The 16,015-nt window shown below is 50.5% G+C and carries 15 protein-coding genes and 5 tRNA genes; 15 read left to right on the top strand and 5 right to left on the bottom strand.

All coding sequences use genetic code 11. The features are described 5' to 3' along the window. Positions 1 to 107 precede the first annotated feature (107 nt). The 6 genes from lolB to ychF all read left to right on the top strand — a co-directional run bounded on the left by lolB (position 108) and on the right by ychF (position 5,154). The gene (lolB, locus tag DEU29_RS05015; protein ID WP_133539154.1) at positions 108 to 806 is read left to right on the top strand and encodes a lipoprotein insertase outer membrane protein LolB; all 699 of its coding nucleotides are present in this window, start codon (positions 108 to 110) and stop codon (positions 804 to 806) included. Then, the gene (gene ispE, locus DEU29_RS05010; RefSeq protein ID WP_133539153.1) at positions 803 to 1,654 is read left to right on the top strand and encodes a 4-(cytidine 5'-diphospho)-2-C-methyl-D-erythritol kinase; all 852 of its coding nucleotides are present in this window, start codon (positions 803 to 805) and stop codon (positions 1,652 to 1,654) included. The genes lolB and ispE overlap by 4 nt, the downstream gene beginning before the upstream one ends. A gap of 12 nt (positions 1,655 to 1,666) precedes the next feature. Continuing rightward, positions 1,667 to 2,614 carry a ribose-phosphate pyrophosphokinase gene (locus DEU29_RS05005; protein ID WP_133539152.1) on the top strand — a complete coding sequence of 316 codons (948 nt, stop codon included), beginning with the start codon at positions 1,667 to 1,669 and terminating at the stop codon, positions 2,612 to 2,614. A gap of 163 nt (positions 2,615 to 2,777) precedes the next feature. Next, the gene (locus tag DEU29_RS05000) at positions 2,778 to 3,446 is read left to right on the top strand and encodes a 50S ribosomal protein L25/general stress protein Ctc (RefSeq protein ID WP_133539151.1); all 669 of its coding nucleotides are present in this window, start codon (positions 2,778 to 2,780) and stop codon (positions 3,444 to 3,446) included. Positions 3,447 to 3,459: 13 nt separating this feature from the next. Continuing rightward, positions 3,460 to 4,056, top strand: a complete 597-nt coding sequence (gene pth / locus DEU29_RS04995) for an aminoacyl-tRNA hydrolase (protein ID WP_133539150.1) — start codon at positions 3,460 to 3,462, stop codon at positions 4,054 to 4,056. A gap of 6 nt (positions 4,057 to 4,062) precedes the next feature. After that, positions 4,063 to 5,154: a redox-regulated ATPase YchF gene (gene ychF / locus DEU29_RS04990; RefSeq protein ID WP_133539149.1), complete on the top strand. Its 1,092-nt coding sequence runs from the start codon at positions 4,063 to 4,065 to the stop codon at positions 5,152 to 5,154. Positions 5,155 to 5,222: 68 nt separating this feature from the next. Here ychF and DEU29_RS04985 read toward each other — a convergent pair whose 3' ends face one another. From DEU29_RS04985 to DEU29_RS04970, 4 genes are read right to left on the bottom strand one after another with little or no spacing between them, the layout of a single operon-like run. Beyond that, a complete protein-coding gene (locus tag DEU29_RS04985) occupies positions 5,223 to 5,630 on the bottom strand; it encodes a group I truncated hemoglobin (RefSeq protein ID WP_133539148.1) in 408 nt (135 codons plus the stop codon). 9 nt (positions 5,631 to 5,639) lie between these two features. Beyond that, positions 5,640 to 6,494 carry a DUF3034 family protein gene (locus DEU29_RS04980; protein WP_133539147.1) on the bottom strand — a complete coding sequence of 285 codons (855 nt, stop codon included), beginning with the start codon at positions 6,492 to 6,494 and terminating at the stop codon, positions 5,640 to 5,642. Further along, positions 6,484 to 8,760 (bottom strand): putative bifunctional diguanylate cyclase/phosphodiesterase, encoded by a 2,277-nt coding sequence (locus DEU29_RS04975; protein ID WP_133539146.1) that lies wholly within the window; start codon positions 8,758 to 8,760, stop codon positions 6,484 to 6,486. The genes DEU29_RS04980 and DEU29_RS04975 overlap by 11 nt, the downstream gene beginning before the upstream one ends. After that, entirely contained in the window at positions 8,757 to 9,419 is a 663-nt protein-coding gene (locus DEU29_RS04970) for a methylamine utilization protein (RefSeq protein WP_133539145.1), read from the bottom strand. The genes DEU29_RS04975 and DEU29_RS04970 overlap by 4 nt, the downstream gene beginning before the upstream one ends. Before the next feature lie 149 nt (positions 9,420 to 9,568). Here DEU29_RS04970 and DEU29_RS04965 point away from each other — a divergent pair, with 149 nt between their 5' ends. The 7 genes from DEU29_RS04965 to DEU29_RS04935 all read left to right on the top strand — a co-directional run bounded on the left by DEU29_RS04965 (position 9,569) and on the right by DEU29_RS04935 (position 12,307). Further along, a complete protein-coding gene (locus DEU29_RS04965; protein WP_133539144.1) occupies positions 9,569 to 10,951 on the top strand; it encodes a class II fumarate hydratase in 1,383 nt (460 codons plus the stop codon). Positions 10,952 to 10,979: 28 nt separating this feature from the next. Beyond that, positions 10,980 to 11,642 (top strand): SDR family oxidoreductase, encoded by a 663-nt coding sequence (locus tag DEU29_RS04960; RefSeq protein WP_133539143.1) that lies wholly within the window; start codon positions 10,980 to 10,982, stop codon positions 11,640 to 11,642. A gap of 168 nt (positions 11,643 to 11,810) precedes the next feature. Beyond that, positions 11,811 to 11,887 (top strand) — tRNA-Met (locus DEU29_RS04955). 19 nt (positions 11,888 to 11,906) lie between these two features. Continuing rightward, positions 11,907 to 11,991 (top strand) — tRNA-Leu (locus tag DEU29_RS04950). 22 nt (positions 11,992 to 12,013) lie between these two features. Continuing rightward, positions 12,014 to 12,088: transfer RNA gene (locus DEU29_RS04945), tRNA-Gln, on the top strand. A 43-nt stretch (positions 12,089 to 12,131) separates the two neighbouring features. Continuing rightward, positions 12,132 to 12,206 (top strand) — tRNA-Gln (locus DEU29_RS04940). Positions 12,207 to 12,220: 14 nt separating this feature from the next. Then, positions 12,221 to 12,307, top strand: a tRNA-Leu gene (locus DEU29_RS04935). Between the two features lie 84 nt (positions 12,308 to 12,391). Here DEU29_RS04935 and DEU29_RS04930 read toward each other — a convergent pair. Continuing rightward, the gene (locus tag DEU29_RS04930; protein WP_166635879.1) at positions 12,392 to 13,501 is read right to left on the bottom strand and encodes an FAD-dependent monooxygenase; all 1,110 of its coding nucleotides are present in this window, start codon (positions 13,499 to 13,501) and stop codon (positions 12,392 to 12,394) included. Between the two features lie 110 nt (positions 13,502 to 13,611). On the opposite strand from DEU29_RS04930, the gene DEU29_RS04925 reads away from it, so the two are divergent. Both DEU29_RS04925 and miaB read left to right on the top strand, forming a co-directional pair. Further along, positions 13,612 to 14,487 (top strand): DMT family transporter, encoded by an 876-nt coding sequence (locus DEU29_RS04925; protein ID WP_133539141.1) that lies wholly within the window; start codon positions 13,612 to 13,614, stop codon positions 14,485 to 14,487. 86 nt (positions 14,488 to 14,573) lie between these two features. After that, complete coding sequence (gene miaB / locus DEU29_RS04920; protein WP_133539140.1) at positions 14,574 to 16,007, top strand: tRNA (N6-isopentenyl adenosine(37)-C2)-methylthiotransferase MiaB; 1,434 nt, start codon at positions 14,574 to 14,576, stop codon at positions 16,005 to 16,007. Positions 16,008 to 16,015: the final 8 nt, after the last annotated feature.

Raw genomic sequence — 16,015 nt, 5'->3', positions numbered from 1 at the left:
GGCAGATTGTACGTGAAAGCCTTAATTATTGAAAGTACGTCGGCTTTCTGTTCAACTGTTGTCAATTTTACTGGCTAAAGGCGTTGTTGGTGAAGGGATTTAATCGAATGGACAGCCTGTTTAACCCAGCCGTTATGCTCCTCAAACGGCTCTCTGTTGCACTATTAACGCTGGTTCTGGTTGGTTGTTCTATCTCCACGCCGAACCAACAGCCGGTATTAAAAAACACCGACCAAACCCTGGTCGATGCACATCAACAACGTTTAGATTCAATTTTCCGATGGCAGCTATCGGCGCGACTGGCGATTATTCAACGCCAAACTAATGAGCGCGATGGTTTGTACCTTGACTGGCGCTGGCAGCGACAGCCCGATACGCGGCAACAGCTGCGCTTTTCACACCCGCTTAAAGGACAACTGGCGACCTTAACGATGCTCCCTGAGCACGCCGAGTTAACATTAGAAGGCGAACGCTATCAGGGCGATAATGCCGAACAACTCCTGCAACGCGTGCTCGGCGCACGCTTGCCACTCGATGAACTGAGTCAATGGGTATTAGGCAAGGTCACGCCGACCTTAAACCAGCGTCAGTTTATCAGCGGCGGACGTCTGGCCGCGGCCAGTGTCACGAGAGCTAACGCTGAGCACTGGTCTATTCAGTGGTTTTATGGCGACGCTGCTGACCCACTGCCACAACAAATTCAACTGCAATCGGCGCAACTGTTGATTAAAATACAAATGAACGAGTGGCAACTAACCCCGTCATTAACAGCTCAACCCGTTACCCAGGATGCAGACACGCTATGACCCAGTTGGAGCTTCCGGCACCAGCCAAACTCAACTTATTTTTGCACATTGTCGGTCGACGCGACGACGGCTACCATAATTTACAAACGGTTTTTCAGTTTGTTGATTACGCCGATACCCTGATATTTGCCCCACGCACAGACGACCAGTTGACGCTAACCGATTCAACCAGCCATATCAGCGCGCAACAAAACCTGGTATTACGGGCAGCACAGCAACTGCAAAGCGCCATTAAACGGGCACAACTGCCTGTGCGCGGCGCTGATATCGTACTGCATAAACGCCTGCCGCAGGGCGCTGGCTTAGGCGGCGGCTCATCTGACGCAGCGACAACGCTGGTGGGGCTTAATAAGCTATGGGGAGCGCCTTTATCGCAACAACAGCTGCTTGAGCTGGGCTTAAAATTAGGCGCCGATGTACCGATTTTTATTCACGGGCATGCAGCATTTGCCGAGGGTATTGGCGAGCAATTTAGTGATGTCGAACCCGCAACCCCCTGGTATCTTGTGGTTAAGCCAAACGTTGCCATTGCCACGCCGGAACTATTTGCCGATCCCCAATTACAACGTGACTGTCCGCCTATCACTGCAAACGAATGGCAGTTTGACAACACCACCAACGTATTCGAACCCGTGGTCTGTGATCGGTATCCCGAAGTTGCCAAACTACGTGACCGATTGCTACAATACGCCCCGACTCGGCTCACTGGCAGCGGCGCGTGCTTATTTGCACGCTTTGATACATATGATGCTGCAGCGAGCGCACAACAGCAGTTCAGTGAACTGCACAGTTTTGTCGCGCAAGGCCAGAACCGTTCATCGCTTATCCGGACATTAACCCAAACTTAGTCGAGGTTTGTTGTGCCTGACATGAAACTCTTTGCTGGTAACGCCACGCCAGAACTCGCCCAGAAAATCGCCGATCGCTTGTATATTAAGCTGGGCGAAGCCTCCGTCGGCCGCTTTAGCGACGGTGAAATCAGTGTCTCTATTAATGAAAACGTCCGTGGCTCGGACGTTTTTTTATTGCAGTCTACCTGTGCCCCAACCAACGATAACTTAATGGAGCTTATCGTCATGGTTGACGCCCTGCGCCGTGCCTCCGCCGGGCGTATCACTGCCGTTATGCCATACTTCGGTTATGCTCGTCAGGATCGCCGCGTGCGTTCTGCCCGTGTGCCTATCACCGCCAAAGTCGTCGCCGACTTTTTATCCAGTGTGGGCGTGGACCGGGTATTAACGGTCGACTTGCATGCTGAACAAATTCAGGGCTTTTTTGATGTCCCTGTCGATAACGTGTTCGGCACACCGGTATTGCTTGAACACATGCGCCAACAAAACTTTGACCACCCTGCCGTGGTATCACCTGACATCGGTGGTGTAGTGCGGGCACGTGCCTTCGCCAAGTTAATGGATGATACCGATCTGGCCATTATTGATAAGCGTCGACCGTCGGCTAACGTCTCGCAGGTCATGCACATCATCGGTGATGTCAAAGGCCGTGACTGCATTATCGTTGACGACATGATCGACACCGGCGGCACCTTGTGTAAAGCGGCTGAAGCGCTTAAGCAACATGGCGCTAAGCGCGTATTTGCTTATGCAACACATCCGGTGTTCTCAGGTTCTGCGGTTAAGAACATTACCGAATCATGCATCGATGAATTTATCGTTACCGACAGTATTCCGCTAAGTGAAGAGATGAAAGCGACGGGTAAAGTCACGCAGCTGACGTTATCAGGTATGCTCTCTGAAGCACTACGCCGGGTCAGTAACGAAGAATCTATTTCGGCTATGTTTGATTACTAATTTAGCTGATCCTACCCGCCTGAATATTGCAATAGTAGCGCCCCGGTGGTACTATTGCGCGCCTTCAGATACCGGCTGCACGCCGGTATCTGATTATTTGGGTCTACATTTGGTCGCGAATGTAGACAAAACAATCACTTATTAGATAAGAGAGCCCATCATTATGGCTACAGTAGACTACACAATTAAAGCAAGTGTCCGCGCGGACCAGGGGAAAGGTGCGAGCCGCCGCCTACGTCGCGCAGACAAAGTACCAGGCATCATTTACGGCGGTAAAGGTGACCCGGTAGCAATCGAAATGGATCACAACAAAGTCAACAACCTGGCTGACTACGAAGGTTTTTACTCGCACATCCTGACGCTGGATATCGACGGTAAAAAAGAGCAGTGCATCTTAAAAGACATGCAACGCCACCCTTACAAACCTAAGTTGACTCACCTTGACTTCCAACGTGTCGAGAAAGGTCACAAGTTGCATACCAACATTCCATTGCACTTCTTGAATGAAACGACTGCAAAAGGCGTTAAAGAAGAAGGCGGTGTTATTGTCCATCACGTAAACGACGTAGAAGTGTTGGTATTGCCGAAAGACTTGCCAGAATACCTGGAAGTCGACATTGCTGATTTGAGCATCGGTGACACCATTCACTTGACCGACCTGAACCTTCCTAACGGTGTTGAACTGGTTGAGCTTACTAAAGGCGAAGACCACGACCAGGCAGTCGTTTCTATCACTGCACCACGTGTAGAGAAAGAAGTAGACGAGTCAGAGACCGTAGCACCAGACGAAGTTCCTGCTGAAAACAGCAAAGACGACGCTGACAAAGAGTAAGTCACGTCCTGTCATGGGAACCTCTATAAAGCTACTTGTGGGCCTGGGGAATCCAGGCCCCGAATACGAAAAAACCCGCCACAATGCGGGTTTTTGGTTAGTTGAAGACTTTTGTCGCCGACACGGCATTACCTTATCTGCAGATACCAAGTCAAAAGCGTTAATCGGTCGCTATCAACGTGGCGCCGATGACATGCGTATTATGTTGCCACAGAACTTCATGAACCGTAGTGGTTTTTCCGTCGCACATATTGCCAACTTTTATAAGATCCCTGCCGACGAAATTCTGGTGGCGTACGATGAACTTGACCTGCCACCCGGCGTTGCTAAATATAAAAAAAGTGGCGGTGCCGGCGGGCATAACGGTATCAAAGACATTATCGCGCAAATCGGCTCGCAGGACTTTATGCGCTTGCGTATTGGTATCGGACATCCGGGACACAAGTCTAAGGTAACCGGTTTTGTATTGGGTAAGGCCCCTGCCGCCGAGCAACAACTAATCGACGACTGCATTGACGAAGCCAGTCGTAGTATTGATACATTAATGGAACAGGGCTGGACCGAAGCGCTACAACGCTTACACAGCTACCGTCCACAACACAAAGGTTAACTCATCATGGGATTTCGCTGTGGTATTGTTGGCTTACCCAATGTTGGTAAATCAACGCTTTTTAACGCACTAACCAAAGCCGGCATCGAAGCCGCTAACTTCCCGTTTTGTACCATCGAGCCCAACACCGGGGTGGTACCGGTACCCGATCCACGCTTAGATAAGCTCGCCGAAATTGTTAACCCTCAGCGGGTGCTGCCAACAACGATGGAGTTTGTCGACATCGCTGGTCTGGTAAAAGGCGCCTCCCAGGGTGAAGGGCTGGGCAACCAGTTTTTGGCTAACATCCGCGAAACCGATGCAATTGGCCACGTGGTACGCTGCTTCGAAGACGATAACATCGTGCATGTTGCCGGTGGCGTAAACCCGGCTGATGATATCGATACCATTAATACCGAGTTAGCACTGGCGGACTTGGATTCGGTAGAGAAATCACTCCACCGTTTAGGTAAAAAAGCCAAAGGCGGCGATGCGCAGGCAAAAGCCGAAATCGCGGTACTGGAAAAATTAAAGCCGGCACTTGATGAAGGCGAAATGGCACGCTCGGTCGATTTAAGCAAAGACGACCTGGCCACCATCCGTTCATATAACCTGCTGACGTTAAAGCCGACCATGTATATCGCTAACGTTAACGAAGACGGTTTTGAAAACAACCCGTATCTGGATAAAGTTCGCGATATCGCAAGTAAGGAAAACGCAGTAGTGGTAGCGGTTTGCGCAGCGATAGAATCTGAAATTGCGGAACTCGACGATGCCGATAAAGAAGAGTTTTTATCTGAGATTGGTCAGGACGAACCGGGTTTAAACCGCGTAATCCGCGCTGGTTATGAACTACTTAACCTGCAAACGTATTTTACCGCAGGACCTAAGGAAGTCAGAGCCTGGACCGTTAAAGTGGGTTCAACGGCACCGCAGGCAGCGGGTCGCATCCATACTGACTTCGAAAAAGGTTTTATCCGTGCCGAGATTGTTGGTTATGACGATTTTGTTACCCACAACGGCGAACAGGGTGCCAAAGATGCCGGTAAGTGGCGTTTAGAAGGCAAGGAATATATCGTTAAAGACGGTGATGTGATTCACTTCCGTTTTAACGTATAAACCCCAACCGCAAACAAAAGCTGCTCATGGCTAATCACCAGAGCAGCTTTTTTGCTTTTACTGGTTGCTTATTCTTGCACGATATCTTCGTACATGGGTGCCAGAGCCGCTAACAATTGATTTTGTGCAGCAACCGGTACCTCGTGTTTCTCCATCGCTGCAATCAGGTGTTCCACCAATGCATTGAAGTCCGCGTGCGTCACGCCCATGCCTTCGTGCGAAACCTGCATTGTTTCCCCTTTGTACTCACAGGGGCCACCAACCACGTCACAAACTTGCAGGGTGATTTGCTCGTGGACGTGGACAATATCGACGCCATCAAAATGGTGCACAATCCGCTCATCGCCGCCCACGCGGTAGAGCATCTCTTCGACTATTGCCGATATCCCCTCTTTTTCACCGAGTTGTTGATAAACGCTTTCTCCCGCCGCCAGCGGCGCGGTTAACAGTAACAACGAAAATAATAACGTTTTCATCATCATTCCTTAAAATGCGGCCTGCACTGACAGGTACCAGCCGCTTTGATTATCAAGTCCGGCAATGCTGCCAAGATCGGTATAGGCGCCAACCAACGACACACGCTTAGAAGGAAAATAAGCGACAAAAATATCACGCCAGTCTTGTTCCTCAGCAAATGTCAGGTTATCAGGCTTTTGCCGGTACTCTGCACCGACAGCCCAGTAGCGATTAATAAACATTGCCACAGACGCTTCAGCTACCCACCTCGAGTCAGCCTCATCATCGCCGCCAAAACCCAGTAACCCAAGTTGGTTTGCGCGGGTATTGCGCGCTGTCACATTGGCCACCCAGGTGCGGTGAAACGGGCCATCTAACCAGGCCTTGGCCGCGCTCACGTACCAGTCTGTATCACTATCATCTAAAGCGCCGACGGCGCTCGGCAGCGCGAAGCTCTGATTAATCTTATGTTGCGCGCCGACACTGATCTGGGGCAAATCACCGTAAACAAGGTCGCCGACAACACGTACCTTGGCACCAACAATATTTTGCTCCAGCTCACCGCCAATGGTGGATAAATCAAAGGTCTGGCGCGCGTAAGATACTTCGATGCGATTGTTCCAGGAGGCACTTATTCCCTTAACGCTTAAACGAAAATCGTCAACACTAACTTCGCTTAGATTAACCGTAGCGCCCCACTCGCCGGTATCAGCGTACGAACTCAGTGTAGCCCAAGGCACAATTCCCCCGCCTCCGGCGCCCTCGATGGTCGATGCACCACCGGTTGCCAAAAGCTTAGAGCCCGGCGTCTTGGCATGCACACTGCTGGTCAGTGCCACCGCCATGGCGCACGCACAGGCTGCTACCGACAACTTAGTTTTCATTCGCTTCATCCTCTAATCGCTGTTTAAATTCAGCCACGGCTATCGGCTTGCTAAAATAAAATCCCTGCAGTACATCGCAGCCTTGTTGTTGTAGAAGCCGCCAGCTGGACTCGTCTTCGACGCCCTCTGCAACGACTGATAGATTAAGTTCATGGGCAAGCTGAATAGTCGAACGCACAATCGACTGATCAACTACACTGTTCGCTAACGGTTGCACAAAGGCACGATCAATCTTCAACTCGTTTACCGGCAGGTTGCGCATCTGTGCCAGCGACGAGTAGCCAGTTCCGTAATCATCAATGGACACCCTAAAGCCCCGCTCTCTTAGCCAGTTTAAACGACTAATTGCGGCCTCCGGGTCGGTTACAATCGCACTTTCGGTGACCTCAAGTATTAAGTACTGATGAATGTCGCTTTGTAGCTGTTTGAGATCATCAAATAATCGCAATATCTCATCGCTAAGCAAATCCACTGCAGACAGATTGACACTTAGGCTGAACGCACCATCCCGCAGCGTTAGCGACTGTATGATCTCGAGCGCTGTTTCACACACCCAGCGGGTCAGCTGCTTTATCAGTCCGGACTGCTCTGCCAACGGAATAAACTCATCGGGTCCAACAAAGCCGAGCACCTGACTATGCCAGCGCAACAGTGCTTCTGCGCCGATTGTTTTGCCTGTTTGGCAGTCAATTTTTGGCTGCAGCAGAAGCTTTAATTCATTGCCGTCACAGGCCTGCTGTAACTGCTCGAGGATAGTTAACTGACGCAGATGTTGTTCATCCATTCCATGTCGGTAAAAGCTGACAAACGCGTGCTCCGACTTCGCCCGCTGGACAGCCACTTGCGCCCGCCGCAGCAACGTATCGAAGCCGTCTCCGTGCTCCGGAAAAACGACCGCTGCGCAATTAAATGCGATCGGATAATCACTTTCACCAACTTTTACCGGCGCCGCCAACTGACGGGACAATTCATTGACCTGACTACTGTCCTCAGTCAATAACGGGGAATATAACAAGGCAAATTCATCCCCCCCGACACGGGCTACGAACTCGATGCCACTTTGTTCTGATAAGCGCTGAGCAATTTGCGCTAACACCTGGTCGCCAACTTTTTGCCCGAGGCTGTCATTCAACGTTCTGAATTGATAGATATTTACCAGTAGTAAGGTGCCGCTACGTTGTTCCTTTAACCACTGCCCCAGATAATCAGCAAAATAACGGCGATTGGGCAAGCCTGTTAATTGATCGTGCATGGCCTGAAACGAGATTCTTTGCTCACGTTCGGATATCGCGGTGCGCATCGAATCAAAGGTCACCGCCAATTGACCAAATTCATCATCACGCTGCTCTAAACGCAGTTGACCATAATCACCGCGTTGTAATTGTTGTGCTGCCTTAATCAATCGCTCCAGCGGTCGCGAGACACTGCGCGACATCAATATCGCCACGACCCCAGCCAGTAACATCGCAATTAATGCGATGACGGCAATATGCCATTGCAGTTGATTAAACTCCTGCAGGGCTTTTTCTATCGATGCCGACAGCAATACGTGAACCTGTTCATCCGAATCGGTGCTGAGTAATGCCTCTTTACCCACCAGCGATTGTGTTTCGAGCCATGTTGACAGGTCTTCGCCGTTCTTTAATAACTGACTTAAAGCCTGCTGTTCGCGAGCCGACAGACTTGATGCCAACACACTGCTATTAGATTCTTGCCAAAGGCTAATATCGGCGTTGGCCAAGCTCTGCAATTCAGTAGCCAGCGATGAGTCGATAGTAAACCCCAGGGTCGCATAGGCAATCAGTTGTGGCGCCCGTACCGGCACCGTAATTAATTGAAACAACTCGCCTCCAACCAACGCTAATTGCTGGCCCGCATTAGCCGAGTCGATTGTATTTGTGGACGCTGGCAAACTGTGAGTTGCAGCAATTTCAGCGCCGTCGGGACCCCGTAATACCATTAACTCTGTGCCAATACGGTCACCATGATTAACCAGTGCAGAAACTATCGTCTCACGGTCGCCGGTAGCCACTGCACGCTTAAAGCCAAAGTCATCAGTCAGTACTTCCGCTGCCTGTTTTAACAATTGGCTGCGGTTATCCAGTAGCTCCCTAAACACCCGATCACTGACCACCAGCTCCTGACTCACCGAGCGCTCGACCTGCTCCTTTACCGCTACGCCCATGGCCGCCAGGGATATCGTCAGAGCGCCTGCGACCAACAATAATAAAATAATCAGTAAGCGTGTCCTGAAAGTGCGGATCATAGCGAACCTGTGCGATTAAACCGTTGTTGCAGGCGAGATTTCGGTTTTTCTTCGCGCTGCGGCGGCGTCACTTCAAGGGTTAGCGTGTTGCTGGTGCCAGGTTCGATTTTGATAGTTCTTGCAGTAGCCAGGTCAGTGCCCATCCAGGGGTGCCAAATGGTGACTGCTACCGATCCGTTGGCGGCCACTAACGGCAGCTCAACGACGCCGGCTGCGTTACTTATCCACGCCGATTCGCGTTCGGTGATAACGATATGCGCTATCATTTGATCATGAATATTGCATCCCAGCGTGACTAAACCGGCTTGTTCGAAAGCCAAAGTCGGTCGCTCTTCATTGGCATATAACTTAATTTCGAACGGTTTAGGCTCAGAAAATGAATAAACGTGATGGCGAATATTGTCACTATTAGGGAAAGTTACTTCGCTGCCTTTGCGAATAACCGTCATAAACGGCGTAAACTGACGGTTAACCTGGTCAATATTAACCTGCTGCGGGGTCATCCGCGCCCCCGATTTAACAGCATCGTCAGCAGCCCAAACCACAGCATTGGGTAGTTCGTTACCGGCGCTGTCGCGTAACTTAATTGTTGTTTGTGCCTGAGCTTGCAATGCAAACGGCAACAACAGAGTAGCAATAATGGTTAAAATTAACTTCACAGAACTATCCAATTTATTGATTAATAATTCTAGATTACTTGATGTCGCCATTTCTGCAACCATGATGTGATCTTGGCAATCGACTTCGCGTAATCTGTTATAACCACTGCTATAACTACAGCAACGCTGATAAAAGAAGGAGTTTTGGTATGAGTAACGGATATCGCACCGAGCAAGACAGCATGGGCGAGATACAAGTACCTGCTGATGCGCTGTACGCGGCGCAAACCCAACGCGCTGTTAATAACTTTACGATCAGTGGCCTGACTCTGCCATTGCCCATGATCAAAGCCATCGCCCGGGTAAAAGCAGCAGCGGCCACGGCTAATGCCGAGGTCACCGGTTTAACCGCACAACAACGGGACGCGATCCGCGCCGCCGCGGAGCAAATAATTGATGGCCAACACCAGCAGCAGTTCCCCGTGGATGTATTCCAGACAGGTTCGGGCACCAGCTCTAATATGAATGTTAACGAGGTCATAGCTAATCTCTGCCAACAACAAGGCGTAGAGGTTCATCCTAACGACCATGTTAATCAAAGCCAGTCCAGCAATGATGTTATTCCGACGGCGCTGCAGATAGCCAGCGTGCTGATGATTGAACAACAACTGCAGCCGGCGCTCAAGCACCTTATCGATGTTACCCGCAACAAAGCGATAGCGTTACGTGACGTGGTTAAAACCGGTCGTACACATTTGATGGATGCCATGCCAATGACTATGGTGCAGGAGCTTGATGCCTGGGCCGGGCAGCTGGATCAAAGCGCCGGCCAATTGCCGCAGTTACTGCAACACAGCAAGGTCCTGCCACAAGGCGGTACCGCCATCGGTACCGGTATTAACGCACCGAAAGCATTTGCCGATGCCTTCGCCCGCGCATTGTCAAATGATTGTGGTAGTGATTTTAAAGCCTCGCCCAATCCATTTACCGGCATTGCCGGCCAGGAATTAAATTTACAGTTGCACGGGCAACTCAACACGCTCGCAACCACCCTGCTCAAAATCAGCAACGATCTGCGTTGGATGAACAGCGGACCGTTGGCGGGCTTGGGCGAAATTCAGTTAACAGCACTGCAGCCGGGCAGTAGCATCATGCCGGGCAAGGTCAATCCGGTCATTCCCGAGGCAATTGCTATGGTGGCGGCGCAAGTTAATGGCAACCACACAACCATAACCACCGCGGCGCAACAGGGCAACTTCCAGCTTAACGTGATGTTACCGGTGATTGCTTATAACCTATTACAATCCATCGAATTACTCAGTAACAGTTGCCTCAGCCTTGCTGACAAGGCGATTAAAGACTTTGAAGTTAACCATGATCGGTTGAACGAAGCGCTGGCTAAAAACCCAATTCTGGTAACCGCACTAAACCCGGTGATTGGTTACAATAAAGCCGCAGAAATTGCCAAAAGAGCCTATCAAGAGGGGCGCGCCATTATAGACGTGGCCGATGAAATGACTGATTTGGGGCGCGATAAGTTGCAACACTTGTTAGATCCTAAAAAATTAACCGAAGGTGGCATCAGCGATTAACCGCCACCGCAGCAAACTGAGGTATAAAATGAAACACGTCGTTATTACAGGGGCTAATCGCGGTATCGGCTTTCAATTTGCGAAGCAATACAGCAAAGCCGGCTATAAAGTCACCGCGGTCTGTCGCAATAATTCCAAACAACTCACCGCACTGGACGTTGATATTATTGAAGGCATTGACGTGACCAAGGAGTCAGACCTGCTGCGCATGAAAGAATCCATAGGCAGCAAGCCAATTAATATCCTGATTAACAATGCCGGACTGCTTAACAATGATCAGCTTGGCGATATTGATGGCGGCAGTCTGCGCGCGCAGTACGAAGTCAACGCCATCGCGCCACTACGGGTGACTGATGCATTGCTGGATAATTTATCCGACGGCAGTAAAGTCGGCTTGATTACCAGCCGCATGGGGTCAATTGCTGATAATGGCTCCGGCAGTCGTTATGGCTACCGTATGTCTAAAGCCGCACTCAACGCTGCCGGTAAGTCACTGGCGCTGGACTTAAAAGACCAGGGCATTGCGGTGGTATTGTTGCATCCGGGCTACGTACAAACCGACATGGTTGGAAATCGAGGCGATATCACTGCCGAAGAGGCAGCTGGACGTTTAATTAAACGTATTGCCGAATTGACGCTGGAAAAAACCGGACATTTTTACCACAGCAATGGTGAAGAATTACCCTGGTAAGCCTCGGTGCCGAGCAAAAGCGTGTGATTATTCAGCGTTTTTGCCGTTTTTTAACCAGTTAAGCTCAAAAGCGTGTTTTTTTCTCAAAAAGAGGTTGACGGTTAGCGAAGCGATTTGCATAATACGCGCCGCACTCACAGAGAGATGCGCAATAAAAAGTTAGGTAGTGGCTACGTAGCTCAGCTGGTTAGAGCACAGCACTCATAATGCTGGGGTCGCAAGTTCGAATCTCGCCGTAGCCACCAAACTTAGCCTCCTTGTTGTGCGGACGTGGTGGAATTGGTAGACACGCTGGATTTAGGTTCCAGTGCCTCACGGCGTGAGAGTTCAAGTCTCTCCGTCCGCACCAATCTCTCTTTTCAACTGACAATTGGGGCATAGCCAAGCGGTAAGGCAGCGGGTTTTGATCCCGCGATTCCCAGGTTCGATCCCTGGTGCCCCAGCCATCAGTTGTTCGCTGTTACAGTGGTGAGTCGGTCCAAAGTTGGATGGGGCATAGCCAAGCGGTAAGGCAGCGGGTTTTGATCCCGCGATTCCCAGGTTCGATCCCTGGTGCCCCAGCCACACTTTCCCAGTCTGCGGTGGTGGCGGAATTGGTAGACGCGCTAGCTTCAGGTGCTAGTGTCCGAAAGGACGTGAGGGTTCAAGTCCCTCCCTCCGCACCATTGATTAAATGCTTGATGATTAAATCATGGTGCCCACGCAGATTAAATTAACCACCTTAATGGTGGTTTTTTTATGCCTGCAATTTATGTCTGCATCGCCCGCGCTATAACCTGTTGCTTTAGTCCCAGTACCTCAAAGCCTTTAAAAGCCGCCCGCAAACCCAGTTTTAGCAATGGGTTCTGTGATCGAAAGCCCCAGTTAATCATATCCATTGCCCGCATCATGCGCTGATTCTCAGTTTTGCGCGCCTGTTCATAAGCCGCTATATCGCTATTGCAGTTAAGCCAACTGCGAATATCGGCAAAGCCCAGGTTCACGCCCTGCCCCGCTAACGGGTGAATGGTATGTGCCGCATCCCCCATCAATACGACCGACTGACCGTCGCTATAATTAAGCGCGTGTTTGCGCTGCAACGGAAAGCTCGCATGAGACAACAGCTCAAACGCACCAATACGATCAGCAAAGGTGTGATGCAAGGCTTTAACCAGGGTGTTTTCATCGCGGCTGATGCAGTTAATCTCGCCGCTGCTGCGATAATCAATTAAACAGGCTTGTTGGTCGGTTAATGGTAATAACGCAAACGGTCCCTGCGGCCTGAACACTTCCCAGGTTGCAGCCGCCTGCGGCTGCGACAATCGTACATTTGCCAGCAAACAGCGTTGGCCGTAATCCCAACCGCGATAACTGATATTAATCGCCTGAGCAACCTGCGAGTTGGCACCGTCGGCGCCAATCAAAACATCATAATCACAGGCTTCGCCACTTGCTAAAACCAACCGTTGCTGAGCAAGATCGAATTCTGTAATACGTTCGGGGACTTTTAGGCTAACTCGCGGATGTTCGGATAGTAATTCCCACAGTGCCCGCTGCAGCGTATTGTTCTCGACCATAACGCCCAGTTGCGGCAGGTTAACGTCAGTAGCACCAAAGCGTAGCGTATCGCCGGACTGGGTGGTAACCGACAAATCCGTATAAGGCATCACTTTTTGAGTATCTATGGTTTGCTCAAGACCCAGGCTGTTTAACCACAACCAGTGATGCTGATTAACCGAGGAGATGCGTAAATCCCAGGCGGGCCGTGCAGCACCCGGGGGTTGCAGATCAACCAGGGTTACCTGATGACCCTGCTCTGCCAGCGCCAATGCCGCCGCCGCACCAACCATGCCACCACCGTTAATCACATACTGCTTCATGTCCGACTCCATAACTTGCCATGCTCTTGCCTGCTATCGCGTTACAAATACCACAATTTACATGCAATTTCCGTTATCATAGTCATATCATACCAGCGTTAGAGCGAGTAATGGGCAACCGATTAAGTGATACATCTCCTCATGCCGTCGTTTGGGCATCACTATTACTGCTATCGGCAGAAGCCAGTTTTGCCGGCGTTAGTGCGCTGGTTAAACACCTTTCGGCAAGCCAGAACTTTGAACAACTGGTGTTTTTCCGCAATGTGCTAGCTTTTCTGGTACTTGCTCCCTGGCTTTGGCGCAGAGGTGCCGGCGCCCTCAAAACCCGGCGGCTTAAACTACATCTGATCCGTGGTGTAGCCGGTATCAGCGCGATGTATTTGTTTTTTTACGCCATTGCCACTATCCCGTTGGCGCAAGCCACGCTGGTGCTGCTGTTGTCGCCGTTTTTAATTCCTGTCATTGGTTGGTTGTGGTTAAACGAATACGTGGCCCGACAAACCTGGCTGGCGATTGCGCTGGGTTTCGTCGGCGTGTTTATTTTCCTTGATCCACTGGGTAGCGATATTTCGCCAGTGGTGGGTGTCGCATTTATTGCTGCCGCCCTGGCTGCGTTCACAAAAACCGTCATCAAACGCATGTCCAGCACCGAATCAACCAGTAAAATTGTGTTTTATTTTTCCGGCTTTGCCACCGTGGCATCGGCGATTCCCCTTATTTGGTTGTGGCAACCGATTCCGGCTGATAATTGGTGGGGGTTAGCGCTAATGGGCAGCCTGGCGGTCTATGGTCAGCTGGCCATGACTAAGGCTTTTTCTATTGCACCCGCGGCAAAAATTGGTGTTTTTACCTATAGTTCCGTGATATTCGCCGCTATTTTAGGCTATTGGTTCTTTGACGAAGCGGTTTACTGGCATATGTTGTGGGGAACATTAATCATTATGACGGCCGGCTATTTTGCCATTCGCAGCCGGCGTAAAAATTAACCATAAGCTGTTGGCTTTACCCCCTTAAGCGCGGTAAAATACGCGCCCTTTTTAGTACAAACGTTCGCAGCAAGCATTGAGAGACCATGAGTAAGAAACTGTATGTAAAAACCTGGGGTTGCCAAATGAACGAGTATGATTCAGCTAAAATGGCGGATCTGCTTAACGCAACTCACGGCTACGAACTTACCGAGGAAGCCGAGAACGCTGACCTCATCCTGTTAAATACCTGCTCCATTCGTGAAAAGGCACAGGAAAAGGTCTTTCATCAGCTGGGGCGTTGGAAGAACCTGAAAAAAGATAATCCGGATCTGCTGATCGGTGTGGGTGGCTGTGTTGCGTCACAGGAAGGCGATGCCATTCGCGCCCGTGCTCCTTTTGTCGACGTGGTGTTTGGCCCGCAAACGCTGCATCGTTTGCCGGAAATGATTAAACAGGTGGGTGATAGTCATCAGCCCATGATCGATATCTCGTTCCCGGAAATCGAAAAATTTGACCGCTTACCCGAGCCCAAAGCAGATGGTGCCAGCGCCTTCGTTTCAATTATGGAAGGCTGCTCAAAATACTGCTCGTTCTGTGTTGTGCCTTATACCCGTGGCGAAGAAGTCAGCCGTCCGGTCGACGACGTCATTTATGAAATCGCACAATTAGCCGAGCAAGGCGTGCGCGAAGTCAACTTACTGGGTCAAAATGTTAACGCCTACCGCGGCGAAAACTTTGACGGCAGTGTGTGTCGGTTTGCCGAGTTGCTGCATATGGTCGCAGCCATTGATGGCATTGACCGTATTCGCTACACCACCTCGCACCCGGTCGAGTTTACCGACGATATCGTTGAAGCTTATAAAACTATCCCGGAATTAGTCAGCCATTTGCACCTGCCGGTGCAGAGTGGTTCTGACCGTGTATTAACGATGATGAAACGCGGCCATACGGCGCTGGAATATAAATCAAAAATCCGTGCACTGAAAAAAGCCCGTCCTGACATTGCCATGTCGTCGGACTTTATTATTGGCTTCCCGGGTGAAAGCGACGCCGATTTTGAAGCGACTATGGATTTAATCCAGGCCATTGATTTTGATATGAGCTTTAGCTTTATCTACAGCGCGCGTCCGGGTACACCGGCCGCGGACTTGCCTGACGATGTCAGCGAGGCAACCAAAAAGCAACGCCTGCAATTATTACAGCAGCGCCTTAACCAGCAATCGATGGCACATGCGCGTCGTATGTTGAATACCGAGCAACGTATTCTGGTTACCGGCCCGTCGAAGAAAAACCCGATGGAGTTGTCTGGACGTACTGAGAACAACCGGGTTGTAAACTTTGTTGGTCAGCCCCATATGATCGGTCAGTTCGTTGATGTCAACATCACCGAGGTGCTGCCTAATTCCCTACGCGGCGAATTGCTGCGCGAAGAGGCAGACATGGGTCTGCGTGTTGATACCGCGCCGGAAACTATTTTACAGCGTGGCCGAGCTAACGAACCCGACGAACTGGGTGTTGGCCGGGTTACGCCTGTTTAACAACATAA

The organism is Idiomarina aquatica, from assembly GCF_004362895.1.
In the GTDB taxonomy this organism is placed as follows: Bacteria; Pseudomonadota; Gammaproteobacteria; order Enterobacterales; family Alteromonadaceae; genus Idiomarina.
This window is presented reverse-complemented; position numbering and strand designations above follow the sequence as displayed.

What these genes read in the sequence shown, in the direction of transcription:
- miaB (WP_133539140.1), top strand. Translation starts at nt 14,574, where the DNA reads ATGAGTAAGAAACTGTATGTAAAAACCTGGGGTTGCCAAATGAACGAG.
- ispE (WP_133539153.1), top strand. Translation starts at nt 803, where the DNA reads ATGACCCAGTTGGAGCTTCCGGCACCAGCCAAACTCAACTTATTTTTG.
- DEU29_RS04965 (WP_133539144.1), top strand. Translation starts at nt 9,569, where the DNA reads ATGAGTAACGGATATCGCACCGAGCAAGACAGCATGGGCGAGATACAA.
- DEU29_RS04925 (WP_133539141.1), top strand. Translation starts at nt 13,612, where the DNA reads ATGGGCAACCGATTAAGTGATACATCTCCTCATGCCGTCGTTTGGGCA.
- DEU29_RS04930 (WP_166635879.1), bottom strand. Translation starts at nt 13,501, where the DNA reads ATGAAGCAGTATGTGATTAACGGTGGTGGCATGGTTGGTGCGGCGGCG.
- pth (WP_133539150.1), top strand. Translation starts at nt 3,460, where the DNA reads ATGGGAACCTCTATAAAGCTACTTGTGGGCCTGGGGAATCCAGGCCCC.
- DEU29_RS05000 (WP_133539151.1), top strand. Translation starts at nt 2,778, where the DNA reads ATGGCTACAGTAGACTACACAATTAAAGCAAGTGTCCGCGCGGACCAG.
- DEU29_RS04960 (WP_133539143.1), top strand. Translation starts at nt 10,980, where the DNA reads ATGAAACACGTCGTTATTACAGGGGCTAATCGCGGTATCGGCTTTCAA.
- DEU29_RS04985 (WP_133539148.1), bottom strand. Translation starts at nt 5,630, where the DNA reads ATGAAAACGTTATTATTTTCGTTGTTACTGTTAACCGCGCCGCTGGCG.
- DEU29_RS04975 (WP_133539146.1), bottom strand. Translation starts at nt 8,760, where the DNA reads ATGATCCGCACTTTCAGGACACGCTTACTGATTATTTTATTATTGTTG.
- lolB (WP_133539154.1), top strand. Translation starts at nt 108, where the DNA reads ATGGACAGCCTGTTTAACCCAGCCGTTATGCTCCTCAAACGGCTCTCT.
- ychF (WP_133539149.1), top strand. Translation starts at nt 4,063, where the DNA reads ATGGGATTTCGCTGTGGTATTGTTGGCTTACCCAATGTTGGTAAATCA.
- DEU29_RS04980 (WP_133539147.1), bottom strand. Translation starts at nt 6,494, where the DNA reads ATGAAAACTAAGTTGTCGGTAGCAGCCTGTGCGTGCGCCATGGCGGTG.